This is a genomic window from Microbacterium sp. MPR-TSA4 (assembly GCF_058792815.1).
This window is the reverse complement of record NZ_JBXAFF010000011.1, coordinates 35,724-54,714: the sequence shown is the minus strand read 5'-3', so window position 1 is coordinate 54,714 and position 18,991 is coordinate 35,724. Positions and strand designations below refer to the sequence as shown.

General features: G+C 71.0%; 14 protein-coding genes and 1 tRNA gene. 8 read left to right on the top strand and 7 right to left on the bottom strand.

Annotated elements, in window-relative coordinates; all coding sequences use genetic code 11:
- The first annotated feature begins 1 nt into the window (after position 1).
- On the top strand, positions 2 to 3,112 hold the full coding sequence (locus AC1Q49_RS07075) for a S8 family peptidase (protein WP_061781861.1): 3,111 nt from the start codon (positions 2 to 4) through the stop codon (positions 3,110 to 3,112).
- A 66-nt stretch (positions 3,113 to 3,178) separates the two neighbouring features.
- Here AC1Q49_RS07075 and AC1Q49_RS07070 read toward each other — a convergent pair whose 3' ends face one another.
- Positions 3,179 to 3,595, bottom strand: coding sequence for a DUF8738 domain-containing protein (locus AC1Q49_RS07070; RefSeq protein ID WP_492491291.1), 417 nt, complete (start codon positions 3,593 to 3,595; stop codon positions 3,179 to 3,181).
- A 422-nt stretch (positions 3,596 to 4,017) separates the two neighbouring features.
- Here AC1Q49_RS07070 and AC1Q49_RS07065 point away from each other — a divergent pair, with 422 nt between their 5' ends.
- Together AC1Q49_RS07065 and AC1Q49_RS07060 are read left to right on the top strand one after the other, a co-directional pair.
- Positions 4,018 to 5,007 (top strand): hypothetical protein, encoded by a 990-nt coding sequence (locus tag AC1Q49_RS07065; RefSeq protein ID WP_157831639.1) that lies wholly within the window; start codon positions 4,018 to 4,020, stop codon positions 5,005 to 5,007.
- Positions 5,007 to 5,843 carry a GSU2403 family nucleotidyltransferase fold protein gene (locus AC1Q49_RS07060; protein WP_101306824.1) on the top strand — a complete coding sequence of 279 codons (837 nt, stop codon included), beginning with the start codon at positions 5,007 to 5,009 and terminating at the stop codon, positions 5,841 to 5,843. Before AC1Q49_RS07065 ends, AC1Q49_RS07060 begins: the two co-directional genes overlap by 1 nt.
- A 191-nt stretch (positions 5,844 to 6,034) precedes the next feature.
- Here the strand turns inward: AC1Q49_RS07060 and AC1Q49_RS07055 are convergent.
- The 4 genes from AC1Q49_RS07055 to AC1Q49_RS07040 all read right to left on the bottom strand — a co-directional run bounded on the left by AC1Q49_RS07055 (position 6,035) and on the right by AC1Q49_RS07040 (position 8,637).
- Positions 6,035 to 6,107 (bottom strand) — tRNA-Met (locus AC1Q49_RS07055).
- Between the two features lie 111 nt (positions 6,108 to 6,218).
- A complete protein-coding gene (locus AC1Q49_RS07050) occupies positions 6,219 to 6,617 on the bottom strand; it encodes a YccF domain-containing protein (protein WP_060960343.1) in 399 nt (132 codons plus the stop codon).
- 29 nt (positions 6,618 to 6,646) lie between these two features.
- Positions 6,647 to 6,970 (bottom strand): hypothetical protein, encoded by a 324-nt coding sequence (locus AC1Q49_RS07045; RefSeq protein WP_101306823.1) that lies wholly within the window; start codon positions 6,968 to 6,970, stop codon positions 6,647 to 6,649.
- Entirely contained in the window at positions 6,967 to 8,637 is a 1,671-nt protein-coding gene (locus AC1Q49_RS07040) for a PspC domain-containing protein (protein ID WP_101306822.1), read from the bottom strand. The genes AC1Q49_RS07045 and AC1Q49_RS07040 overlap by 4 nt, the downstream gene beginning before the upstream one ends.
- A gap of 107 nt (positions 8,638 to 8,744) precedes the next feature.
- Between AC1Q49_RS07040 and AC1Q49_RS07035 the strand changes: the two genes are divergently transcribed.
- The 5 genes from AC1Q49_RS07035 to ligD all read left to right on the top strand — a co-directional run bounded on the left by AC1Q49_RS07035 (position 8,745) and on the right by ligD (position 15,305).
- Complete coding sequence (locus tag AC1Q49_RS07035) at positions 8,745 to 9,965, top strand: ATP-binding protein (protein WP_232783931.1); 1,221 nt, start codon at positions 8,745 to 8,747, stop codon at positions 9,963 to 9,965.
- Positions 9,958 to 10,617, top strand: a complete 660-nt coding sequence (locus tag AC1Q49_RS07030; protein ID WP_101306820.1) for a LuxR C-terminal-related transcriptional regulator — start codon at positions 9,958 to 9,960, stop codon at positions 10,615 to 10,617. Before AC1Q49_RS07035 ends, AC1Q49_RS07030 begins: the two co-directional genes overlap by 8 nt.
- Before the next feature lie 47 nt (positions 10,618 to 10,664).
- The gene (locus tag AC1Q49_RS07025; protein ID WP_492491287.1) at positions 10,665 to 13,082 is read left to right on the top strand and encodes an ATP-dependent helicase; all 2,418 of its coding nucleotides are present in this window, start codon (positions 10,665 to 10,667) and stop codon (positions 13,080 to 13,082) included.
- Between the two features lie 57 nt (positions 13,083 to 13,139).
- On the top strand, positions 13,140 to 14,150 hold the full coding sequence (locus tag AC1Q49_RS07020; RefSeq protein WP_101306818.1) for an SseB family protein: 1,011 nt from the start codon (positions 13,140 to 13,142) through the stop codon (positions 14,148 to 14,150).
- 144 nt (positions 14,151 to 14,294) lie between these two features.
- Positions 14,295 to 15,305: a non-homologous end-joining DNA ligase gene (ligD, locus tag AC1Q49_RS07015; protein ID WP_101306817.1), complete on the top strand. Its 1,011-nt coding sequence runs from the start codon at positions 14,295 to 14,297 to the stop codon at positions 15,303 to 15,305.
- 227 nt (positions 15,306 to 15,532) lie between these two features.
- Here the strand turns inward: ligD and AC1Q49_RS07010 are convergent, their stop codons facing one another.
- Both AC1Q49_RS07010 and AC1Q49_RS07005 read right to left on the bottom strand, forming a co-directional pair.
- Positions 15,533 to 16,846: a WxL protein peptidoglycan domain-containing protein gene (locus AC1Q49_RS07010; protein WP_492491284.1), complete on the bottom strand. Its 1,314-nt coding sequence runs from the start codon at positions 16,844 to 16,846 to the stop codon at positions 15,533 to 15,535.
- A gap of 95 nt (positions 16,847 to 16,941) precedes the next feature.
- The gene (locus AC1Q49_RS07005; RefSeq protein WP_223848730.1) at positions 16,942 to 18,942 is read right to left on the bottom strand and encodes a purple acid phosphatase family protein; all 2,001 of its coding nucleotides are present in this window, start codon (positions 18,940 to 18,942) and stop codon (positions 16,942 to 16,944) included.
- Positions 18,943 to 18,991: the final 49 nt, after the last annotated feature.

Here is an 18,991-nt window from a genome sequence, read left to right as displayed (position 1 = left end):
TTTGCGACGACGCATTCTGGCTGCAGCCGGCGCGCTAGCGCTGCTCCTGCCCTCCGCAGCCGCGTACGCGGCCACTCCCGACGGCAGCGATCCCTCGTCACGGTTCCTGCCCGCGGCATCCGCCGGGAAGGTCTCGACTTCGTTCACGTCGGCCGCGATCGGGGCCGACGGCCTCGTGACGGTGGTCGTGGAGATGACCGGCGACCCCGTGGCGGTCGTCGAGGCCGAGCAGGGCCGGGAGCTGAGCGACGGTGAGCGCGGCGACGTCAAGAGCCGGCTCAAGGACGCCCAGGAGCCCGTGAGCGCGGCGATCGAGGACAAGGGCGGCTCGGTCCAGGCCGAGATGCAGTCGGCGTACAACGGTCTGCAGGCGAAGGTGCCCGCGGCCGAGCTCGACGCCATCGCGTCGATGCCGAACGTCGTCGCCGTGCACCCGGTGCGCACCTACTCGGTCGACAACGCGGTGTCGGTGCCGTTCCTCGGCGTCCCGCAGGTGTGGGAGAGCACGGGCTACACGGGCCAGAACGTCAAGGTCGCCATCATCGACACGGGCATCGACTACACGCACGCCACCTTCGGCGGGCCCGGCACCGTCGAGGCGTTCCAGGCGGCCGCCGCGACGTCGGCGCAGCCGGCCGACCCCGCGCTCTACGGCCCCGACGCGCCGCGCGTCAAGGGCGGCATCGACCTCGTCGGCGACGACTACAACGCCGACCCGACCAGCGCGTCGTACCAGCCCGTGCCGCACCCCGACGACAACCCGCTCGACTGCAACGGCCACGGCTCGCACGTCGCCGGCACCACGGGCGGCTCCGGCGTCCTCGCCGACGGCACGACCTATCCGGGCCCCTACGACACCACGACCCCGTCGAACACCTTCCGCGTCGGCCCCGGCGTCGCGCCGCAGGTCGACCTCTACGCGGTGCGCGTCTTCGGCTGCGAGGGATCGACCGACGTCGTCGTGCCCGCCCTGGACTGGGCGGTCGACAACGGCATGGACGTCGTGAACATGTCGCTCGGCTCGTCCTTCGGCCGGGGCGACGACCCCGACGCCGTCGCCGCGGCCAACGCAGTGGGCGCCGGTGTGGTCGTCGTGGCCTCGTCCGGCAACGCCGGACACAACCCCTACCTCACCGGCTCTCCCGGCACGGGCGACGGCGTCATCTCGGTGTCCGCCGTGGACAGCGCCGAGGGCTTCCCGGGCGCGACGGTCACGGTCGACGGCGCCCCCGTCGAGGCGATCAACGCCAACGGGGCCTCGCTGGACGGCCTCGGCGATCTCTCGGTCGTGCGTCTGACGGGCGACAACGTGCTGGGCTGCTCCGCCGCCGCCTTCACGGCCGCCGGCATCGTGCCGGGTGGCAAGCAGCTCGCGGTCGTCGACCGCGGCTCCTGCGCCCGCGTCGCGAAGGCGATCTACGGCCAGCAGGCCGGTGCCGCGGCCGTCGTCATGGTCAACACGACCGACGATCTGCCGCCGTACGAAGGTGCCGTCACCGCGAACCCCGACACCGGCGAGGCGTTCGATCTGACGATCCCGTTCCTCGGCGTGCGGTCCTCGAACGGCCCGGTCTTCGTCTCCGGCGCCACGGCGAGCCTCGTGGCCACCCAGATCGCGAACCCCGGCTTCCGCGGCTACGCGTCGTTCAGCTCGTCCGGTCCGCGGTCCGGAGACAGCGCCATCAGCCCCGACGTCGCCGCCCCCGGTGTGTCGATCTCGTCGGCCGCGGTCGGCTCGGGCAACGGCGCCGCCATCCTGTCGGGCACCTCGATGGCCGCCCCGCACGTGGCCGGCGTCGCCGCGCTCTCGGCCGAGGCGCACCCGTCCTGGACGGCTCCGCAGATCGCGGCATCCGTCGTGTCGACGGCAGACCCCGACAAGGTCGCCGGCCAGAGCCTGACTCTCGGCGGCGTGGGCCTGGTCGACGCGGCGCAGGCGGTCGCCACCACGGTGACCGCGACGGGAGACGCCTTCCGCACGGAGAGCGGCTGGGCCCGCGAGTCGGCGCTGAGCTTCGGCTTCCAGGAGTCGCCGCTCGGCTTCGGCGGGGTCAAGACGGTCACCGTGCGCAACGACGGCCCGACCGCCGTACGCTACGACGTCTCGACGGCGCCCTCGGCGCAGTCGAAGAAGGCGCGGATCATCCTCTCGAACCGGTCGATCACGGTGCCGGCGGGGGGAACGGCGAAGCTGCTGCTCATCGTCGCCGCGGCCGCGAAGGACGTGCCGAGCTCTGTGGGGGCGTCCGATCAGTTCGCGTTCTCGGAGATCTCCGGCGACATCGTGCTGAGCGCGGCCGACTCGACTCTGCGCGTTCCGTATCTGCTCGTCCCCCGTGCGGACAGCACGGTGAAGGCGACTGCGAACGGTCCGTGGTTCGGGGGCAAGCAGAAGGTCGCCGACGGCACCAAGAAGCTGACGCTGCGCAACCTCGCCGGGGCTCTTCCGGCCGGTGCCGACGTCTACACCTGGGGGCTGTCGGACCCGAAGGATGCCGCGGCGTCGCTGCCCGACACGGGGTATGACATCCGTGCCGTCGGTGTGCAGTCGTTCGCCGAGGGAGACGATCACCTGATGGTCTTCGCGATGAACATGCATCACCGGTGGTCCAACGCCGCCGCCAACGAGTACGACATCGTGATCGACACCGATCGCGACGGCCAGGCCGACTGGATCGTCCTGTCGGCCGACTCGGGCGCCGTGCGCAACGGAGACACGAACGGTCTCTCGGAGGTGTTCATCGTCAACGCGAAGACGAAGGAGCTGGCGGCGGCCGGGTTCCTCACGCAGGCACCCACCGACAGCAGCACGCTGCTGCTGCCGGTCCGCGCCAGCGACCTCGGCATCACCGGTGCCTTCTCGTACACGGCCGAGACCTTCGCGTCCAACAACGCGTCGGATGCCGTGGACGGGTGGGCGACCTACGACCCGACCGCTCCGGCGATCAGCAACGGGCAGTATGTCACCGTCCCGCAGCGCGGCTCGGCGAGCGTCGACGTGAGCTTCAACGCGAAGCAGATCGAGGCGCAGAAGCCGCTCGGCTCGATGGTGGTCGTGATGGACAACCAGTCCGGCGCCGATGAGGCGCTGCTGCTGCCGCTCAAGAAGTAGGCCCGCCACGACGGAGGGGACGGATTCCGCGGCATCCGTCCCCTCCGCCGTGCGCCCGGTCAGGGATCAGGCCGTGCAGAGCTTCGGCTCGGCGCCCTGGCCGAACCGGTAGTCGTAGGTCGTGCCGTCGACGCTCACGATGATGCGCAGGCCGTCGATCTGCGCCTGCGTGTAGCTCTGGCCGGGCGTCGCACACCCGAGAGAGCCGTCGTTGAACGTCACGGCCTGGGAGGAAACGAGCTGCGGGGTGCCTTTCACCCCGCGTGCGGTCAGATCGGCGACGATCGCATCCCAGCGGCTCTGCGGCACCTCCACGGCAGCGCCCGTCGGCCCGACGGGCCCCGGCGTGGCCGTCTGCAGGGGAGGTCGGCTCGACGCCGACGCGGCGGGCGACTCCGCGGCCGGGTCGGTGGTCCCCGACCCGCACGACGTGAGGGCGAGCGCCGCCAGGGCGATCACGGCCAGGATCGGTGTTCTGCGCATGAGAGCCTCCTCGGGCCGGCGATGCGGATGCCGGATGAAGCGAGGGTAGGCCCTGCGCCTGCGAATGCGCGGGGAGGACCACGCTCGCGTGAGGCGAAGCCCTACGCGATCCGCGGTTCGAGGATCCGAAGCGATCCGTCGCGGCAGTCCTAAGCCGACGCTCGAGGACTCGCGACGTGCCGGGCGGGCTGGATCTGTCGCGGGCGGCTCGGGAAGTGACTCGATCGCCTGCCGGGGAGACGCCCTCGTGGTTGCGAGAAGTGCCGCGGGGCACGGGTCTAAGCCTGTGATCGCCGGCTCGCAGATTGACCACTGTTCCATATATTGCTATGTTCCACTTTATGCGGAACGTGTCTCTTTCTGGAACGGACGCGCTCGTATACGGATTCAGGGCCGCGCTGGAGTCGGCTGGAGCGCGTTCGGTGATCGTCGAGCGCCAAACCGGCAGCAATGTCGTCGACGCAGAGGTGCGGGCGCAGTTCGGCCGGGCATCGCTTGTACTCAGCGTGGAAGTAAAGCTCTCTCCGCCGCGATCCCGCGTCGAGGTCGGAGCGCTACCGAGCGTTCAGTCCGGGAGCGTGCCGGTGATCGTCGCGCCGTTCCTTTCGCCCCCGGTGCGTGACGAACTCGCTCGAGCCGGGTGGTCGTACTGGGATGCGACCGGAAATATGCGCATCTCGAGCGACGACCCGGCGGTATGGATCGATCGGGTCGGTGCATCACGTGACCCCGAACCGCGCAATGACGCCCAGCCGCAGCGACTTCGATCGCTAAAGGGTAAGGCGGCTTCGCAGGTCATCGTCCGGCTGCTCAGTACTCGGCGTGCAGCGTCGGTGAGGGAACTGTCGCGTGAGACCGGAACCGGATTGGGCACGGTCAGTCGCGTCGTTGAACTGCTGCGTGAAGAGGGACTGCTCGAGGACACCAACGGTGGTCCAATCGTCGTCGCCGATCAGCTGGGGCTGGCGCGGCGTTGGGCCCGCGACTACGGATTCGAGACCACGTTCAAGCCGGCTCGATACTTCTCACTCTTGGGGGAGGAGATTGCGCTTGACAGATTGCAGCGATCCGCGCTGACCTATGCCCTGACGGGTACTCGTGCTGCGGGGATCGAATTCGAGACACAAGGACGGGTCGCGCCGCTGCCCGCTTCCGATATCTGGCTTTACACCGACGATGCGGCTGGCGTGGAGCGTGCGATGGATCTCGCTCCGGATCGACGTGGAAACGTCCTGGTCGCTCGATGTGACTTTCTGACTTTGAATGAAGGCTTCTCGACGATCGGTGGCAGCGAGCCCCGGAAAATCGCGCGGCCGTGGCGAATCGTCGGCGACCTGCTCGGAGCAGGCGGGCGCCTCGCTGCAGTCGGTGAGGAGCTCGCGTCGCTCCAGCCCAGGGGAGTGACAGTCTGATGCCCGCCGCAGGCAACGTCAGTCCCGAGTACGTCGCCGCGCGACGGGTCCTGCTGGACGCGCTCGAAGCGTTGGGCCCGCACCTCGACGCCATCGTGCTCGTCGGCGCGCAAGCGGTCTACGTCCATGCTCCGCTGGGCGATCCGCGACCGACCTACACAACGGACGCGGATCTTGCGCTCGACCCCGAGCTGCTCGGCACGCATCCCGACATTGCGCGCTCGCTTGCAGACGCGGGCTTCGCGCCGAATACGACGGGCAATCCCGGAAGTTGGGTCTCCGTCGACGGTGTCGTCGTAGACCTGATGGTGCCGCTCGGCGCGATGCCGCTGAGTTCGCGGCGCACCGCGCCGCTCGAGGGGCACGGTCCGCTCACCGCCCGCCGCACCCGCGGGCTTGAGCTCGCACTCTTCGACAACGCCCCTGTCGCGCTCACGGCCCTGGAGCCTCAGGACTCCCGGGCAATAGAGGTTCGCGTAGCGGGGCCGGCTGCGCTCGTGATCGCCAAAGCGATCAAGATTCAGGAACGAGTCGAGGGTGCTCGCGAGGATCGTGTGACATCCAAGGATGCCGGTGACCTGCTGCGATTGCTCCGAAACGTCTCCGCGGAGTCCATCGGCGCATCCTTGCGCGATCTGGAGGTGACGCATCCGATCGTGCAACCCGTCGTGTCGGAGGCGGTTGACTGGCTTGGCGGTCAGCTGACCGGTCGTTCACCGCTCATCGACCTCGCTGTGGCGGACCGGTCAGGCATCGAGGCGCCCGCCCAGGTCACCGTGGCCATGCAACAACTCACGCGTCGGATGCTCGATGCCTACCGCGACGCTGACGGCTGATTGCCACCGATCCGTTCCTCACGCCCTGGGAGCGGTTGAGGCTCACGAGTCCGGGGCGGGCGAGCGATATCGCGTCCGCTACCGGATGCCAGATCACCGACAGACCGACAAGCGCGGCTTCCGCACCAAGCGCGACGCCGGCCTCTTTCTCGCCACCATGTTTCCGAGGGGAAGCGGGCCGTCACAGTTCGACGCGACGGCGGGAGTCGAACCCGCAACGCGACCGGGTATGAACCGGTGCCCGGGTCCGCCCGGATCGCCGCGATGCCCCGAGGTGGGGACGCCATCACGCTAACCCGCCACGCCCGTCGCAGCTAGGTGTGTGACCTGTGTTTGCGTTATGTGTCCGCGCGTGACGGGCTTCCGGCCGCCGCATCACAGCGTGCGGTCGAACGCGCCCTGGCGGGTCGACACGATGTCCTTGCCGAGCGGCATGAGCGAGATCGGGATCATCTTGAAGTCGGCGATCGCCATCGGGATGCCGATGATGGTGATGCAGAGCGCGATGCCGCTGACGAGGTGCCCGATCGCAAGCCACCAGCCGGCGAGGATCACCCAGACGACGTTGCCGAGGAAGGACCCCACGCCCGCGGTGGGCTTCGGCACGATCGTGCGTCCGAACGGCCAGATGACGTAGCCGGCGGTGCGGAACGAGGCGATCGCCCACGGGATCGTGATGATCGGGATGCACAGCACCACCCCGGCGATCACGTAGCCGACGAACAGCCAGAAGCCGGCGAAGATGATCCAGACGATGTTGAGGATCGTGCGCATGGGTCCATTGTCGCCGCAACCGGGCGGGGCTACACGCGGCGCCGGGCCGCCGCGCCCTGCGCGTGACGGAGCAGTCCTACGAGTCCGCAGATCAGGGCGAGCGCGCCGAGCGCCATGAGCGTGCCGGCGACGAGCGTGGCGGCGTCCAGCTGCGGCACGATCGTCGCGAGATCGTCGAGCGCGCCGGGTGCCCATGTCAGTGCGGCACCGACCATGGCGACCGCCACGAACACGAGGCCCCAGACGATCCCCGCCCAGCGGATGCGAGGCTGCGGCATCGCGTCGAGAGTCGTGTTCTCTTCGTCGGCGGTGGATGCGGCGGTCAGATCGGTCACGGTGTCGTACTCGGTCATCGGGAACCTCCGGTGGTGGGCGTGGGGAGGAAGACGGTGACGAACCCGCCGTCCTGTTCGATGACGATCCTCTGATGGGTACGGGAACCGGGGTCGCCGAACGCAGCCGAGTAGCGGACCCGGCCGTCCGGGAGTCGAGCGGACGTGACGCCCGGGATGTCGTCGAGTCGCGAGAAGGAATACTCACCGGAACTGCTCACGCTGACGCCGTCGACGGCGGCGTCGCGTGTCGTGATCTCTATGTCGATCCGGGCAGAGTCATCGGGAGGCTCGGGAAGAACGCGGGTGTTCCCCGACTTCTTCTCGACGAAGGCGGCGCCATCGAGGCCGGTGTCCTGTGTCGCGATGACGAGGTCGCCCCACGTCTGCACGAACGGGTCCGATGCCGAGGTGCCCGGCTGCGAAGCATCGCCCACAGCGATCCAGTAGCTTCCGATATGAAGCGTCTGCGCAATCGGCACCGCCGTCGCTGCGCCCGCGCCGAGCAGCGTCACGACGGTCACGAACGCGAGGAAGCCGCTGCGGCGGCGCAGCGCACCGGCCACCACCATCGACATGCCGAGCACGACGCCCGCGACGAACAGCCCGCGTGCGGCACCCAGGGCATCGCGCTGAGCGATGGCGGTGGCGGTACCCGCGATCACGGCGACTCCGACGGCGACGCCGACGAACGCGAGCGGCGTGCGCGGAGAGTTCAGACGCCGCAGTCGACGGCGCTCGGCGGCTTCGGCGGCGAACGCGGTGGCGCGCTCCTGCCGCTCGCGGCGCGCCTGGTCGCGGACGGCACGATCGGCATCCTGCTGCTGCCGGCGCCAGGCGTCGTCCTGCACTTTCCACGCGGCGTGCTGCTCGCGCCACGCGGCGTAGGCGTCGTCGCCGGGTGCAGAGCCTTTCGACTCGGCCGTGCCGGCCCCGCTCGACGACCGGAGGTCGGGGGCGGCGTCGCTCGAGGAGTCGGGGGCGGTGCCCGGGGACGGGAAGGCAGGGGAGGATGCCGCGAAGCCGGCGGCATCCGTCCCCTGCGGGTCCGCGGAGGCGACCGGACCCGAACCGGTGGCCACGGCGGACGCGTCCGGCGATGCATCCGCAGCGGAAGCCCTCTGCTGCGGCGGTGCCGGGGACACGGAGCGCGCGGAGTGACGCGCCGCGCGCACGATGATGAACAGGAGCGCGACGGCGAGAACCAGACCGACGGTCACCAGCAGCGCGGACAGCGCAGACCATCCGCCGAGCCCGGGGCTCAGCATCCACTGCGGGATGCCGCCGACGAAGACGACTCCCGGTCCGAGCGGGATGAGCCCGAGGATCAGCAGACCGAGAATCCCGATCTGAGCCGGCTCGAACCGACGACGCAGGGCGTCGCGCAGCAGAATCCGACCATCGAGGTCGGGCAGGAGCGCCCAGGCCAGCGCGTAGAGGAAGATCACCGGGAACCCGAAGAGGCCGACCACGACCAGGATGCCGCGGACGATCAGCGGATCGATCCGCAGGCGCGCCGCGATTCCCGCCGCGACCCCGCCGATCCACCCGTCGCCGCGGATCAGCCCGAGTCCCCCGGTCCACGAGAAGAAGCGGTCGCCGGCGTCGCGGCCACCGGTGTCGGTGTCGGGAGGAGGAGGTTGTGTCGACACGGTCGTCTGCGGCGGCTCCACGGGTGGGGTGGTCATGCATCGACCTTCGCGGCGCGGCGGCCGCGCCGACCATCGGGGGAACCCCTGAGCCGGCCCTGATCTCTGCAGCTGCGGCGATGACGGCCGCGCTCGCGGATGGTTTGATGGGCCGTATGACGCCCGCCGCCGCCCCGGATGCCGCGCGCACCGCGCCCGCGCCGCGTCCTGTGCCGCCGGCTCGGCCGCCGCTCGTGCGTCCTCGTGAGTGCGTCGTCGCCGGCGTCGCCGAGGGCCTCGCCCACCACCTCGGTGCTCCCGTGAGCGCGGTGCGCGCGTTGTTGGTCGTCCTCGCGCTGTGCGGAGGTGCCGGCATCCTCTTCTACGCCTGGTGCTGGGCCTTCGCGCCCCGCGCCGCCGGAGACGCGCCGACCACGAGCTCGGCGCCGATCGCCTGGATTCTCACGTGCGGCGCCGCGATCATCCTGCTGCCGCTGACTGCGCTCGCCGTCGTCGGCTCGCGTGCGAGCTCTGACCTCGCCGCCGTCGTCGGCGCCGCATCGGCGGCGGCCGCGGCCGCGGGAGCATGGGCGACGCTGGTCGACCGCCGTGACCCTCTCCGCGGACCGGGGCACGCGGTGATCGTCCGAACCGCGGCCGTGATCATCCTCCTCGCCGTGTTCGGAGTGACCATCCTCGCCCTCCGCGACGGCGTGGCGGCGGATGCTCTCCTGATCGTGGTGCCGCTGATCGCGCTCGCCGCGGTGCTGTCGTCGACTCTCGTCGAGAAGTGGCGCGAGCTCACGGGTGAGCGCGACCGGCGCATCCGCGAGGAGCAGCGCGCCGAGATGGCCGCTCACCTGCACGATTCTGTCCTGCAGACGCTCGCCCTGATCCAGAACCGGGGCGGCGCATCGAGCGACGTCGCGCGGCTCGCCCGGGCACAGGAGCGAGAGCTGCGGGCCTGGCTGTACGACGGCGATCAGCCGGCCGACAGCGACCTCGCCACCGACCTTCGCGACTACGCCGCCGCGCTCGAGCTCGACTACCCGGTGCGGATCGACGTGGTCGCCGCAGGGATCTCGAATGAGCGCGCGAGCGGCGAGATCGCGGCGGCGGCACGGGAAGCGATGCTGAATGCGGCGCGCCACGCCGGCGGCGACGTCTCCGTCTACATCGAAGGGCGCGCCGACGGCGTCGACGTCTTCGTCCGCGACCGGGGGCCGGGTTTCGTTCTCGACGACGTGGCGGACGACCGGCTCGGCGTTCGCCAGTCGGTGATCGGACGCATGCGGCGCCTCGGCGGCACCGCGACGGTGACGTCGGGACCGGAGGGCACCGAGGTACAGCTGCGGGCGACGACGGCAGAGGGCAACGCTCGTGGCTGACGGCATCCGCGTGGTCATCGTCGACGACCACTCGATCTTCCGCTCGGGTCTGCGCAGCGATCTCGACGACGACGTCGCGGTGGTCGGGGAGGCGGCGGACGTGCCGACGGCGATCGCCGTCGTCGCCGAGACGCAGCCGGACGTCGTGCTGCTCGATGTGCACCTGCCCGGGGGACGCGGCGACGACGCGACGGGCGGCGAGGACGTCATTCGTGGCTCTGCCGGGGTGTCGACCCGCTTTCTGGCGTTGAGCGTTTCCGACGCGGCCGAGGACGTCGTGCGCGTGATCCGCGCCGGAGCGCGCGGCTACATCACGAAAGGGTCGTCGGGCGCCGAAGTGAGCCGTGCCGCCCGCGCCGTCGCCGACGGCGACGCCGTGTTCTCGCCGCGGCTCGCGGGGTTCGTGCTCGACGCGTTCGGAGCCGTCGCCGGCGAGACCGCCGCCGTCGATGACGAGCTCGACCGGCTGTCGACCCGCGAGCAGGAGGTGATGCGCCTCATCGCCCGCGGCTACGCGTACAAGGAGGTCGCGAGCGCACTGTTCATCTCGATCAAGACGGTCGAGACCCACGTCTCGGCGGTGCTGCGGAAGCTGCAGCTGTCGTCGCGGCACGAGCTGACGGTGTGGGCCTCTCAGCGGCGCCTGCTGTGACGCGCGGCGCCTGCGGTGTCGGAGCCGCGACCTAGACTTGTCGGGATATGAGCGACCCGATCAAGCCCGTCATCGTCGGCATGCCCACGGATGCCGCGCGCGGCACGGGGGCGCGCGTCGACGACGACCTCCTGGCCGGGCTCAACCCCCCGCAGCGCGAAGCGGTCATCTATCGCGGACAGGCGCTCCTCATCGTCGCCGGCGCCGGATCGGGCAAGACCAGCGTGCTCACGCGCCGCATCGCCTCGCTGCTGCGCGGCCGCGAGGCGTGGCCGAGTCAGATCCTCGCGATCACCTTCACCAACAAGGCCGCCGGCGAGATGCGCGAGCGCGTGCGGCAGCTCATCGGCGACACCGCGCAGGGGATGTGGATCTCGACGTTCCACTCCGCGTGCGTGCGTATCCTCCGCCGCGAGGCCGACCAGTTCGGCTTCACCAAGAGCTTCACCATCTACGACTCGGGCGACTCTCGGGCGCTCGTCAAACGTCTGGTCAAGCAGTACGAGGCCGACGCGTTCGGCCTGACCCCGGCATCCGTGCAGAGCCGCATCTCGAAGCTCAAGAACGAGCTCGCGGATGCCGAGTCCTTCGCCCGCACGGCCAACATGAGCGACCCCGCCGAGCGTCTGTTCGCGGAGATCTTCGCCGACTATCAGCGCTCGCTGCAGCGCGCCAACGCCTTCGACTTCGACGACCTCATCGCGCAGACGGTGTATCTGTTCCGCGCCTTCCCGCACGTCGCCGACACGTACCGGCGCCGGTTCCGGCACATCCTGGTCGACGAGTACCAGGACACGAACCACGCGCAGTACGCGCTCATCCACGAGCTCACCCGCCCCATCGAAGACGTCGGGGCGCTGCTCGACGAGACCGACGGCGCCTCGCTGACCGTGGTCGGCGACTCCGACCAGTCGATCTACGCCTTCCGCGGCGCTGACATCCGCAACATCACCGAGTTCGAACGCGACTATCCGGGCGCGAAGGTCGTGCTCCTCGAGCAGAACTACCGGTCGACCCAGAACATCCTCACCGCCGCCAACGCCGTCATCAGCAACAACTTCGACCGCAAAGACAAGAAGCTGTGGACCGACGTCGGCGCGGGGGAGAAGATCGTCGGCTTCACCGGCTACTCCCAGCACGACGAGGCGCAGTTCGTCGCTGACGAGGTCGAGGCCCTGCATCGCGCGGGACTCGCCTACGGCGAGATGGCCGTCTTCTACCGCACCAACTCGCAGTCCCGTGCGCTGGAAGAGATCTTCATCCGCGCGGCGGTGCCGTACAAGGTCATGGGCGGCACGAAGTTCTACGAGCGTGCCGAGATCAAGGACGCGCTCGCGTATCTGATCGCGGTCGCCAACCCGGCCGACGAGCTGAGCGTCCGCCGCATCCTCAACAAGCCCCGCCGCGGCATCGGCGACGTCACCGAGACGGCCATCGCCCGCTACGCCGCCGACGAGGGCATCACCTTCCGCGATGCGCTGGCCAATGCGTCCGCCCTCGGCGTCGGGCCGAAGATCCAGGCCGCCATCGCCCAGCTCGACGCCGTGCTCGCCGAGGCGACCGCCATCCTCTTACCCGCCTCGGGCGAGGCGCCGCCCCCCACCTCCGTCACCGACGGGCTGAACCTGCTGCTCGGCAAGAGCGGCTACCTCGACGCCCTGCGGATGTCGAAGGATCCGCAGGACGAGGCGCGCGTCGAGAACCTCGACGAGCTCGTCGCGGTGACGCGCGAGTTCGCGCGCAACAATCCCGACGGGACGATCCTCGACTTCCTCACGGAGGTCGCGCTCGTCTCGGATGCCGACGACCTCGCCGACGCGTCGGGCTCGGTGTCGCTCATGACGATGCACACGGCGAAGGGGCTGGAGTACGACGCCGTGTTCGTCACGGGCGTCGAGGAGGATCTGATCCCGCACCGGATCTCGGCCGGCGAGCCGGGCGGCCCGCAGGAGGAGCGGCGCCTGTTCTACGTCGCCCTGACCCGCGCCCGCAAGCGGCTGCACCTGTCGCTCGCGATGACGCGCGCCCAGTTCGGCGAGGTCTCGGTCGCGATGCCCAGCCGGTTCCTGCAGGAGATCCCGCACGAGCTCATCGACTGGCGGCAGTCGCCCGGAGACATCAACTCCCGCGGCGGCGGCCCCTCGCGCGCGCTCAACGCGCGGCGTCCGGGCGGCGGTTTCGGCGGATCGGGCGGATCGCGCTACGGCGACGATCTCGTCCCCCTGCCGCGACGCGAGAAGCCGGCGGGCGACCTGACCAAGTTCACGAACCGCATTCCGGCGAAGGTGCGCGACAACGGCGACATGGAGCTCGCTCCCGGTGACCGCATCCGCCACGAGGACTTCGGTGAGGGGCGCGTCGACCAGATCACGGGCGAGGGCGCGAAGCGCGTCGCGCACGTGAGATTCGATCGGGCCGGCCAGAAGAAGCTGCTGATCAAGATCGCGCCGATCGAGAAGCTGTAGCGCAGCGCTCCGCGACCGCGGCGGCAGCGTCGGGGCGCCGCGGCTAGGCTCGGACGCATGGCACTGTTCTCGCGTCGCGGCCGATCCGACACCACCGAGGATGCGGCGACGCCCGCGGTCGATCCGGCCGAGTCCGCCGCCGACGCGTCCGCGCCGACCGAGGCCGCGGACGAAGCGGTGCCCGAGGTGCGCATCTCCGTCTCGACGTTCGGCACCGACCCCGCGGTCGCCTCCGCCCCGCCCGCGGCGGCGACCCGCCCCGCCGCGACCGCGCCCGAGGCTCAAGAGATCGTGCCGGGCCTGATCGACAACGGGCTGCTGCAGGCGGCTCTCGCGGCGCTGTCGGACGAACCGCAGAACACCGAGATCATGAACGTCATGCGCCAGGCGCTGCAGGGGCAACTGTTCCTCCGCGCGCAGGGTGACGTGCAGGCGCTGCTCGCCGCGGGAGAACAGATCAACCTCGCGATCGCATCGCTCGAGGGCAAGCGCTTCCTCCTCGCCTTCAGCGGCGGTGCCGCGCTGCAGGCCAGCGTCGAGTCCGAGGGGGGTGCGTCGACCTCGGTCATCGGCCAGCCCGCGCTCGAGGTGCTGCGCAACGCCGTTGCCGGCGGGTACGACGGCATCTACCTCGACCACGCCACGCCGGGTGCCCGGGTGATCCTTCCCGCGCCGCTGCTCAGCCGCGCCATCGAGGAGAGCGAGCCCACCTTCGAGATCAAGGCGCTCCTGTCCGGACCGCGCGATGAGAGCACGCCCGCCCGCGTCGCCGACGCCCTGTCGCGCCTTCCCGTCTGGGTCGCCGGCGGCACGGACGCCGAGGGGCGGATGGGGCTCGCCGAGGCGCGGACCCCCGAGGGACTGCGACGCATCGAGGTGTTCTCGCATCCGCTGGAGGTCGTCGCCCTCGGTCGCGGCGATCGGCCCCTTCCCGTGCAGCCCGTGCAGCTCGGGCGGGCACTGGCATCCGAGCCGGGTCTGACCGGCGTCGTCGTCGACCCCGGCGGTCCCTGGATCGAGCTGGACCGCGCCGCCCTCGCCGGCGTGATCGCCCTCGCCGACGACTGACACCCCGGGCGCTCGCGGAATCGGGGGCGCGACACAGATGCGGATGCCGCGCGCCGCGCCGTCCGCATCCGGTTGAGTGATCCGAATCCGCTGCCGTCGCGGAGACCCCTGTCGCCGCCGCCGGGCGCCCCCTAGGGTCGAGGCATGGCATCGGAGCGCATCACGATCGAGGTCGGCGACCGAGAGGTGTCGCTGTCGAGCCCGAACCGCGTGATCTGGCCGGAGCCGGGCATCACCAAGCGCGAGCTCGCCGAGTATTTCCTCGCCGTCGCGGAGCCGTTCCTGCGCGCCAACGGCCACCGGCCGGTCTCGCTCGAGCGCTTTCCCGACACGGTCGACGGTGAGCGCTTCTTCTCGAAGAACCCGCCGCGCGGTGCGCCCGACTACGTGCACGAGGTCATGTGCACGTACAACAGCGGTCGCCGCCACCCGCAGGTCGTGCTCGACGAGGCGGCGGCGATCGTGTGGGCCGTGCAGATGAACACGGTCGTCTTCCATCCGTGGGCCTCGCTCGCGAACGACACCGACAACCCCGTCGAGCTGCGGATCGACCTCGACCCCCAGCCGGGCACCGACTTCGCGGATGCCGCGGCGGTCGCGCCCGCGCTGCGCGAGGTGCTGCGCGAGGCCGGGCTCGAGCCGTGGCTGAAGACGAGCGGCAATCGCGGCATCCACGTGTTCTGCCCGATCGAGCCGACCCATGAGTTCCTGGACGTGCGGCACGCCGTCATCGCCGCCGGGCGCGAGTTCGCCCGACGGCTGCCGGATGCCGTCACGATGGACTGGTGGAAGGAGGAGCGCGGCGCGCGCATCTTCGTCGACTTCAACCAGGCCAACCGCGATCGCACGATGGCCGGCGCCTACAGTCCGCGCGCTCTCCCGTCCGCGACGGTCGCGACGCCGATCACGTGGGACGAGCTGGCGGACGGCGTCGATCCCACGGCGTTCACGGTGCGCACCGTCCCGGAGCGTCTCGCCGCGATCGGCGACCCCTGGGAGGGGCTGCAGCGCTCCCCGGGCCGCATCGACACGCTGCTCCAGTGGTGGCAGCGCGACCTCGAGGCGGGGCTCGGCGAGCTGCCGTTCCCGCCGGAGTTCCCCAAGATGCCCGGCGAGCCCCCGCGGGTGCAGCCGAGTCGGGCGAAGAAGGACTGAGCGGGTTCACCGCCGCGTCGCCCACCGGCATCCGCGGCGACACCCGGGCCGCTTATCGTGGCGCGCGAGCGCTGCGGCGCGGAAGGGGGCGGGGATGGGTGCGAGGGATGCCGCGACGCGCTGTCTCGCCGCACTAGCCGCCACGATCGCCCTGCTCGCCGGGCCGACCTCTGTCGCGTACGCGGCCGATGACGGCGCGAGCGCGGACGGGGGCGGCTCGACCATGGTCATCGCGGTCGTCGTTCCTCCCCACGATCGCCCCGCGCCGCCCGTGACCCCGCCCGCGGACGCATCGGGCGGCTCCGACGCCGGGGGCCTCGCGTCGACCGGCGACCAGGTGGCCGGCGCGCTCGCGTTCGCCGCGGTGGGGGCGGCGCTGCTCGCCGCCGGGGCAGCGCTGCGTGCCCGCGCCGCGCGTCGATCCTGACGACCGCCGGGTCGTCAGTCCGCGCCGGACGCGCGGGTGCCGGCCGCGCTCGGCCCGTGGGCGACGGTGTCCGCGGCATCCTCCGCCCCGACCGTGCCCTGGGCCTCCGCGAGGGCGTCGGCGACGGCGCGAGGCCGAGCGCGATCGCGGCGGCGAGCAGCACGAGGATCAGCAGCAGCCACGGGACGGCGAGACCCATCGTCTGGGTCGCGACGGGCTCCAGCGCGCTCGTCGAACCGGACGCGTCCACGACGATCGGTGTGACCGTCGCGGAGGCCACGAGGGCGAGCATGCCGGCGATGCCCGGCACGGTGATCTGCACGTCGCGGGTCTCGCCGGGGAGGATCTGGACCTCGGGCGCGACGTCGCCGGCATCCGTCGGGAACCAGCCGAAGGGGCCCGCGATCGAGGCCGCCTGCTGGGCCCCCATCGTCGTGTTGCCGGTGTTGTGGAGCGTGTAGGTGAGGGTGGCCGCGCCGCTGCCGAGTCCCCACGTGCCTCCCCAGCTCACCTGCGGGTTCTCGATCGTCAGCGCGGGGGCGAGCGCCCCCGAGACGCGCAGCCCGATGCGGATGCCGAGGCGGCGGTCGACGGAGATGCCCTGATCGGCCGACGACGCGAGCGAGGTGACGATGCCGCCGACGTAGTCGCCGGGGGTCGCGGTCGCGGGCACCGACACCTCGAACGGCACGGTCGCCGACTCGTCCGGCGCCACCGTGACGGTGGTCGCGGCGGCACGTGTCCAGGCGCCGATGCCGACGGAGGTCTCCGCGGGCGTCAGCAGGTCGAGCTGCCCGCCCGCGCCCGTATAGCCGTCGGCGGCGTACACCGCCAGCTGCAGCGGCGCGCTGCCGTGGTTGCTCACGACGAGGGCGTCGCTGACGCTCTGGCCCGGATCGACCGCGTACGTGTACGAGGTGCGCTCGGCGCCGAAGCCGTTCGAGGCGGTGCGCACCGTCCAGGTGACGTCGTCCGCGGAATCGGCGGCGGCATCCGTGGCCGCGTGAGCGGAGGCGGCGGGCACCGCGACGCCCCCGACGAGGACGGCCGCGGCCAGCAGGGGAGCGGCCAGCGCCGCGGGGAGAGAGCGGCGGGAGCGGCGGGAGCGGAACATGGGGTCCTCCGGCGTGGGGTGGGAACGGGTGCGTCCCGAGGCGGATCGGCGGCGATGAGCGCCGATCCGCCCCGGGGCGCGGGGTGGGGTGGAGATCAGTTGCTGATCGCCGTGAGGGTGAGCGTGCCGCGGTAGCTGCCCTTGTCGACGTCGACCGGGATCTTCAGATCCAGGTCGGAGCCGAGGGTCGCGGTGCCGCGCTCGTGGCCCTGCGCGGCCGAGCCGAGCACACGCGAGTCGGACAGACCCGTGCCCCCGTCGTAGCCGGAGCCGACGGTCGCGCCCGCGACGGCGCCGCCGCCGGCGGTCACCAGCTTCGGGGTCCAGCCGAGGTACGAGCCCGAGAACGACTTGTCACCGTCGGTGAAGTCGCCGACCTTCGCCGCGATCGACCAGGGGGCGACGGCGCGGCGGGTGTCGGTGACGGTGATCGGGTTGATCTGGCCGGTGGCCTCGAAGTAGCTGTTGCTCTTCTCCGTGGCGGTGCCGAGGTCGACGAGACCGTTGTGTCCGTCGATGGTCCAGCCGAACTCGCCCGGGGCGGCGTCGGGCACGTCGACCTGGATGTCCTGACCGTCGCCGTGGTTGGGGTGGATGGTCACCTCGTCCTGCACCGAGCCGACGGGCTGCGCCGCCTGCGTGCCGTTCGCGGGGCCGCACCACAGCACCTTGCGCAGCTCGACGGCCGCGTTCGGCGCGTCGCACGTGCCGGAGCGCACGTTCTGCACGACGAGGGCGTCCTTCTGCACCTGCACCTTGACGAAGGTGCGCACGTGCTCCTGGTTCTCGACCGAGTTGTACCAGTAGTTCGACGGGTTCTGCGGGTCGGCGCCGTTGCCCGCGCCGGAGGTGGCGTCACCGGCGACGGGCGCGGTGAGGTCGTAGTACTTCGAGCCGGAGGCCGAGTTCGCCGTCACGTAGACGACGCCGCCGGGGCCCTCGAAGACCTCGTTCTGACCGGGCTTCTCGTCGGCGTTCGCCTTCTGGCCGTTCTTGATCTCGTACGAGCGCGAGTAGCTGTGGTCGTGGCCCTGGAGCACCAGGTCGACCCCGAGCTGGGAGAACGTGGTCGGGAAGTCGACGCGGCGCACCTTGTTGTCGGCATCCTGCGCGTGGTCGGCGGGGGAGTAGATCGCGTGGTGGTAGACGAGCACGGTGTACTTCGCCTGTGCGCCGTGAGCGTTGATGACGTCGGTGACGTACTGGATGTGAGCCGCGTCGCCGCCGCCGCCCGACGAGGAGGTGTAGCTGTTCGAGTTCAGGTCGATGAACAGCACGTCCTTGTGGATGAACCAGTAGTCGCCGCCCGACGTGTTGGAGGTCGGGTCGCCGTTGACGTAGTACTGGCTCGATCGGTCGGTGTTGGGGGTGTAGAAGTGCTGCTCGTACGCCTTGCCGCCGACGTCGTGGTTGCCGATCGTGGCGACCCACGGGTAGCTGCGAAGCTGCGCGGGGGCGAGGAAGCCGTCCCACTGCGCCTCCGTGTTGGCCTTGTCGACCTGGTCGCCGCCCGAGACGAGCAGCTCCGCGTTCGGGTTCGACTGCAGCGAGACGTTGACCGTGTCGACCCACCCGGCGGTGTCCTTCGCGACATCGCCCGACGAGCCGATCTGCGGGTCGCCGTAGAAGAGGAAGTCGAAGTCACCCTCGAAGGAGTGCGTCTGGAAGGTCGTGGTCGTCGACCACGCGCCCTCGGCACCGACGCGATAGGAGTACTGCGTGTTCTCCTGCAGGCCGGTGATGGTCGCGTGGCGGTTGTAGCCGCCGCTGGTCGCGATGTTGGCGCCGCCGGTCGCGGCGAACGTCACGGCGGATGCCGGGAAGGCGCCGCCCACGAGCGCGGCCGTGGGCGCGACCTGCACGACCTGGGCCGTGTCGGCGGAGGTGTACCAGCTCACGATGCGCTGGGTCTCGTCGGCGCCGACGCCGAGGATGACGCCGGTCTGCGTCGTCGGGGTGTCGGCGAGGGCGGGAGTCGCGACGACTCCCGCGAAGGCCGTCGCGCACAGCGTGGCGGCGGTGATCCAGGCGATCGACCGGCGCGGGAGGCGCGGCGCTCGCAGTTCGGCGGAGTGCGGCATGGTCTGTCCGTTCATGGGTGAGGGATGCGTGGCGAAGGCCGGACGCAGGCGCCGCGAGGGGCGT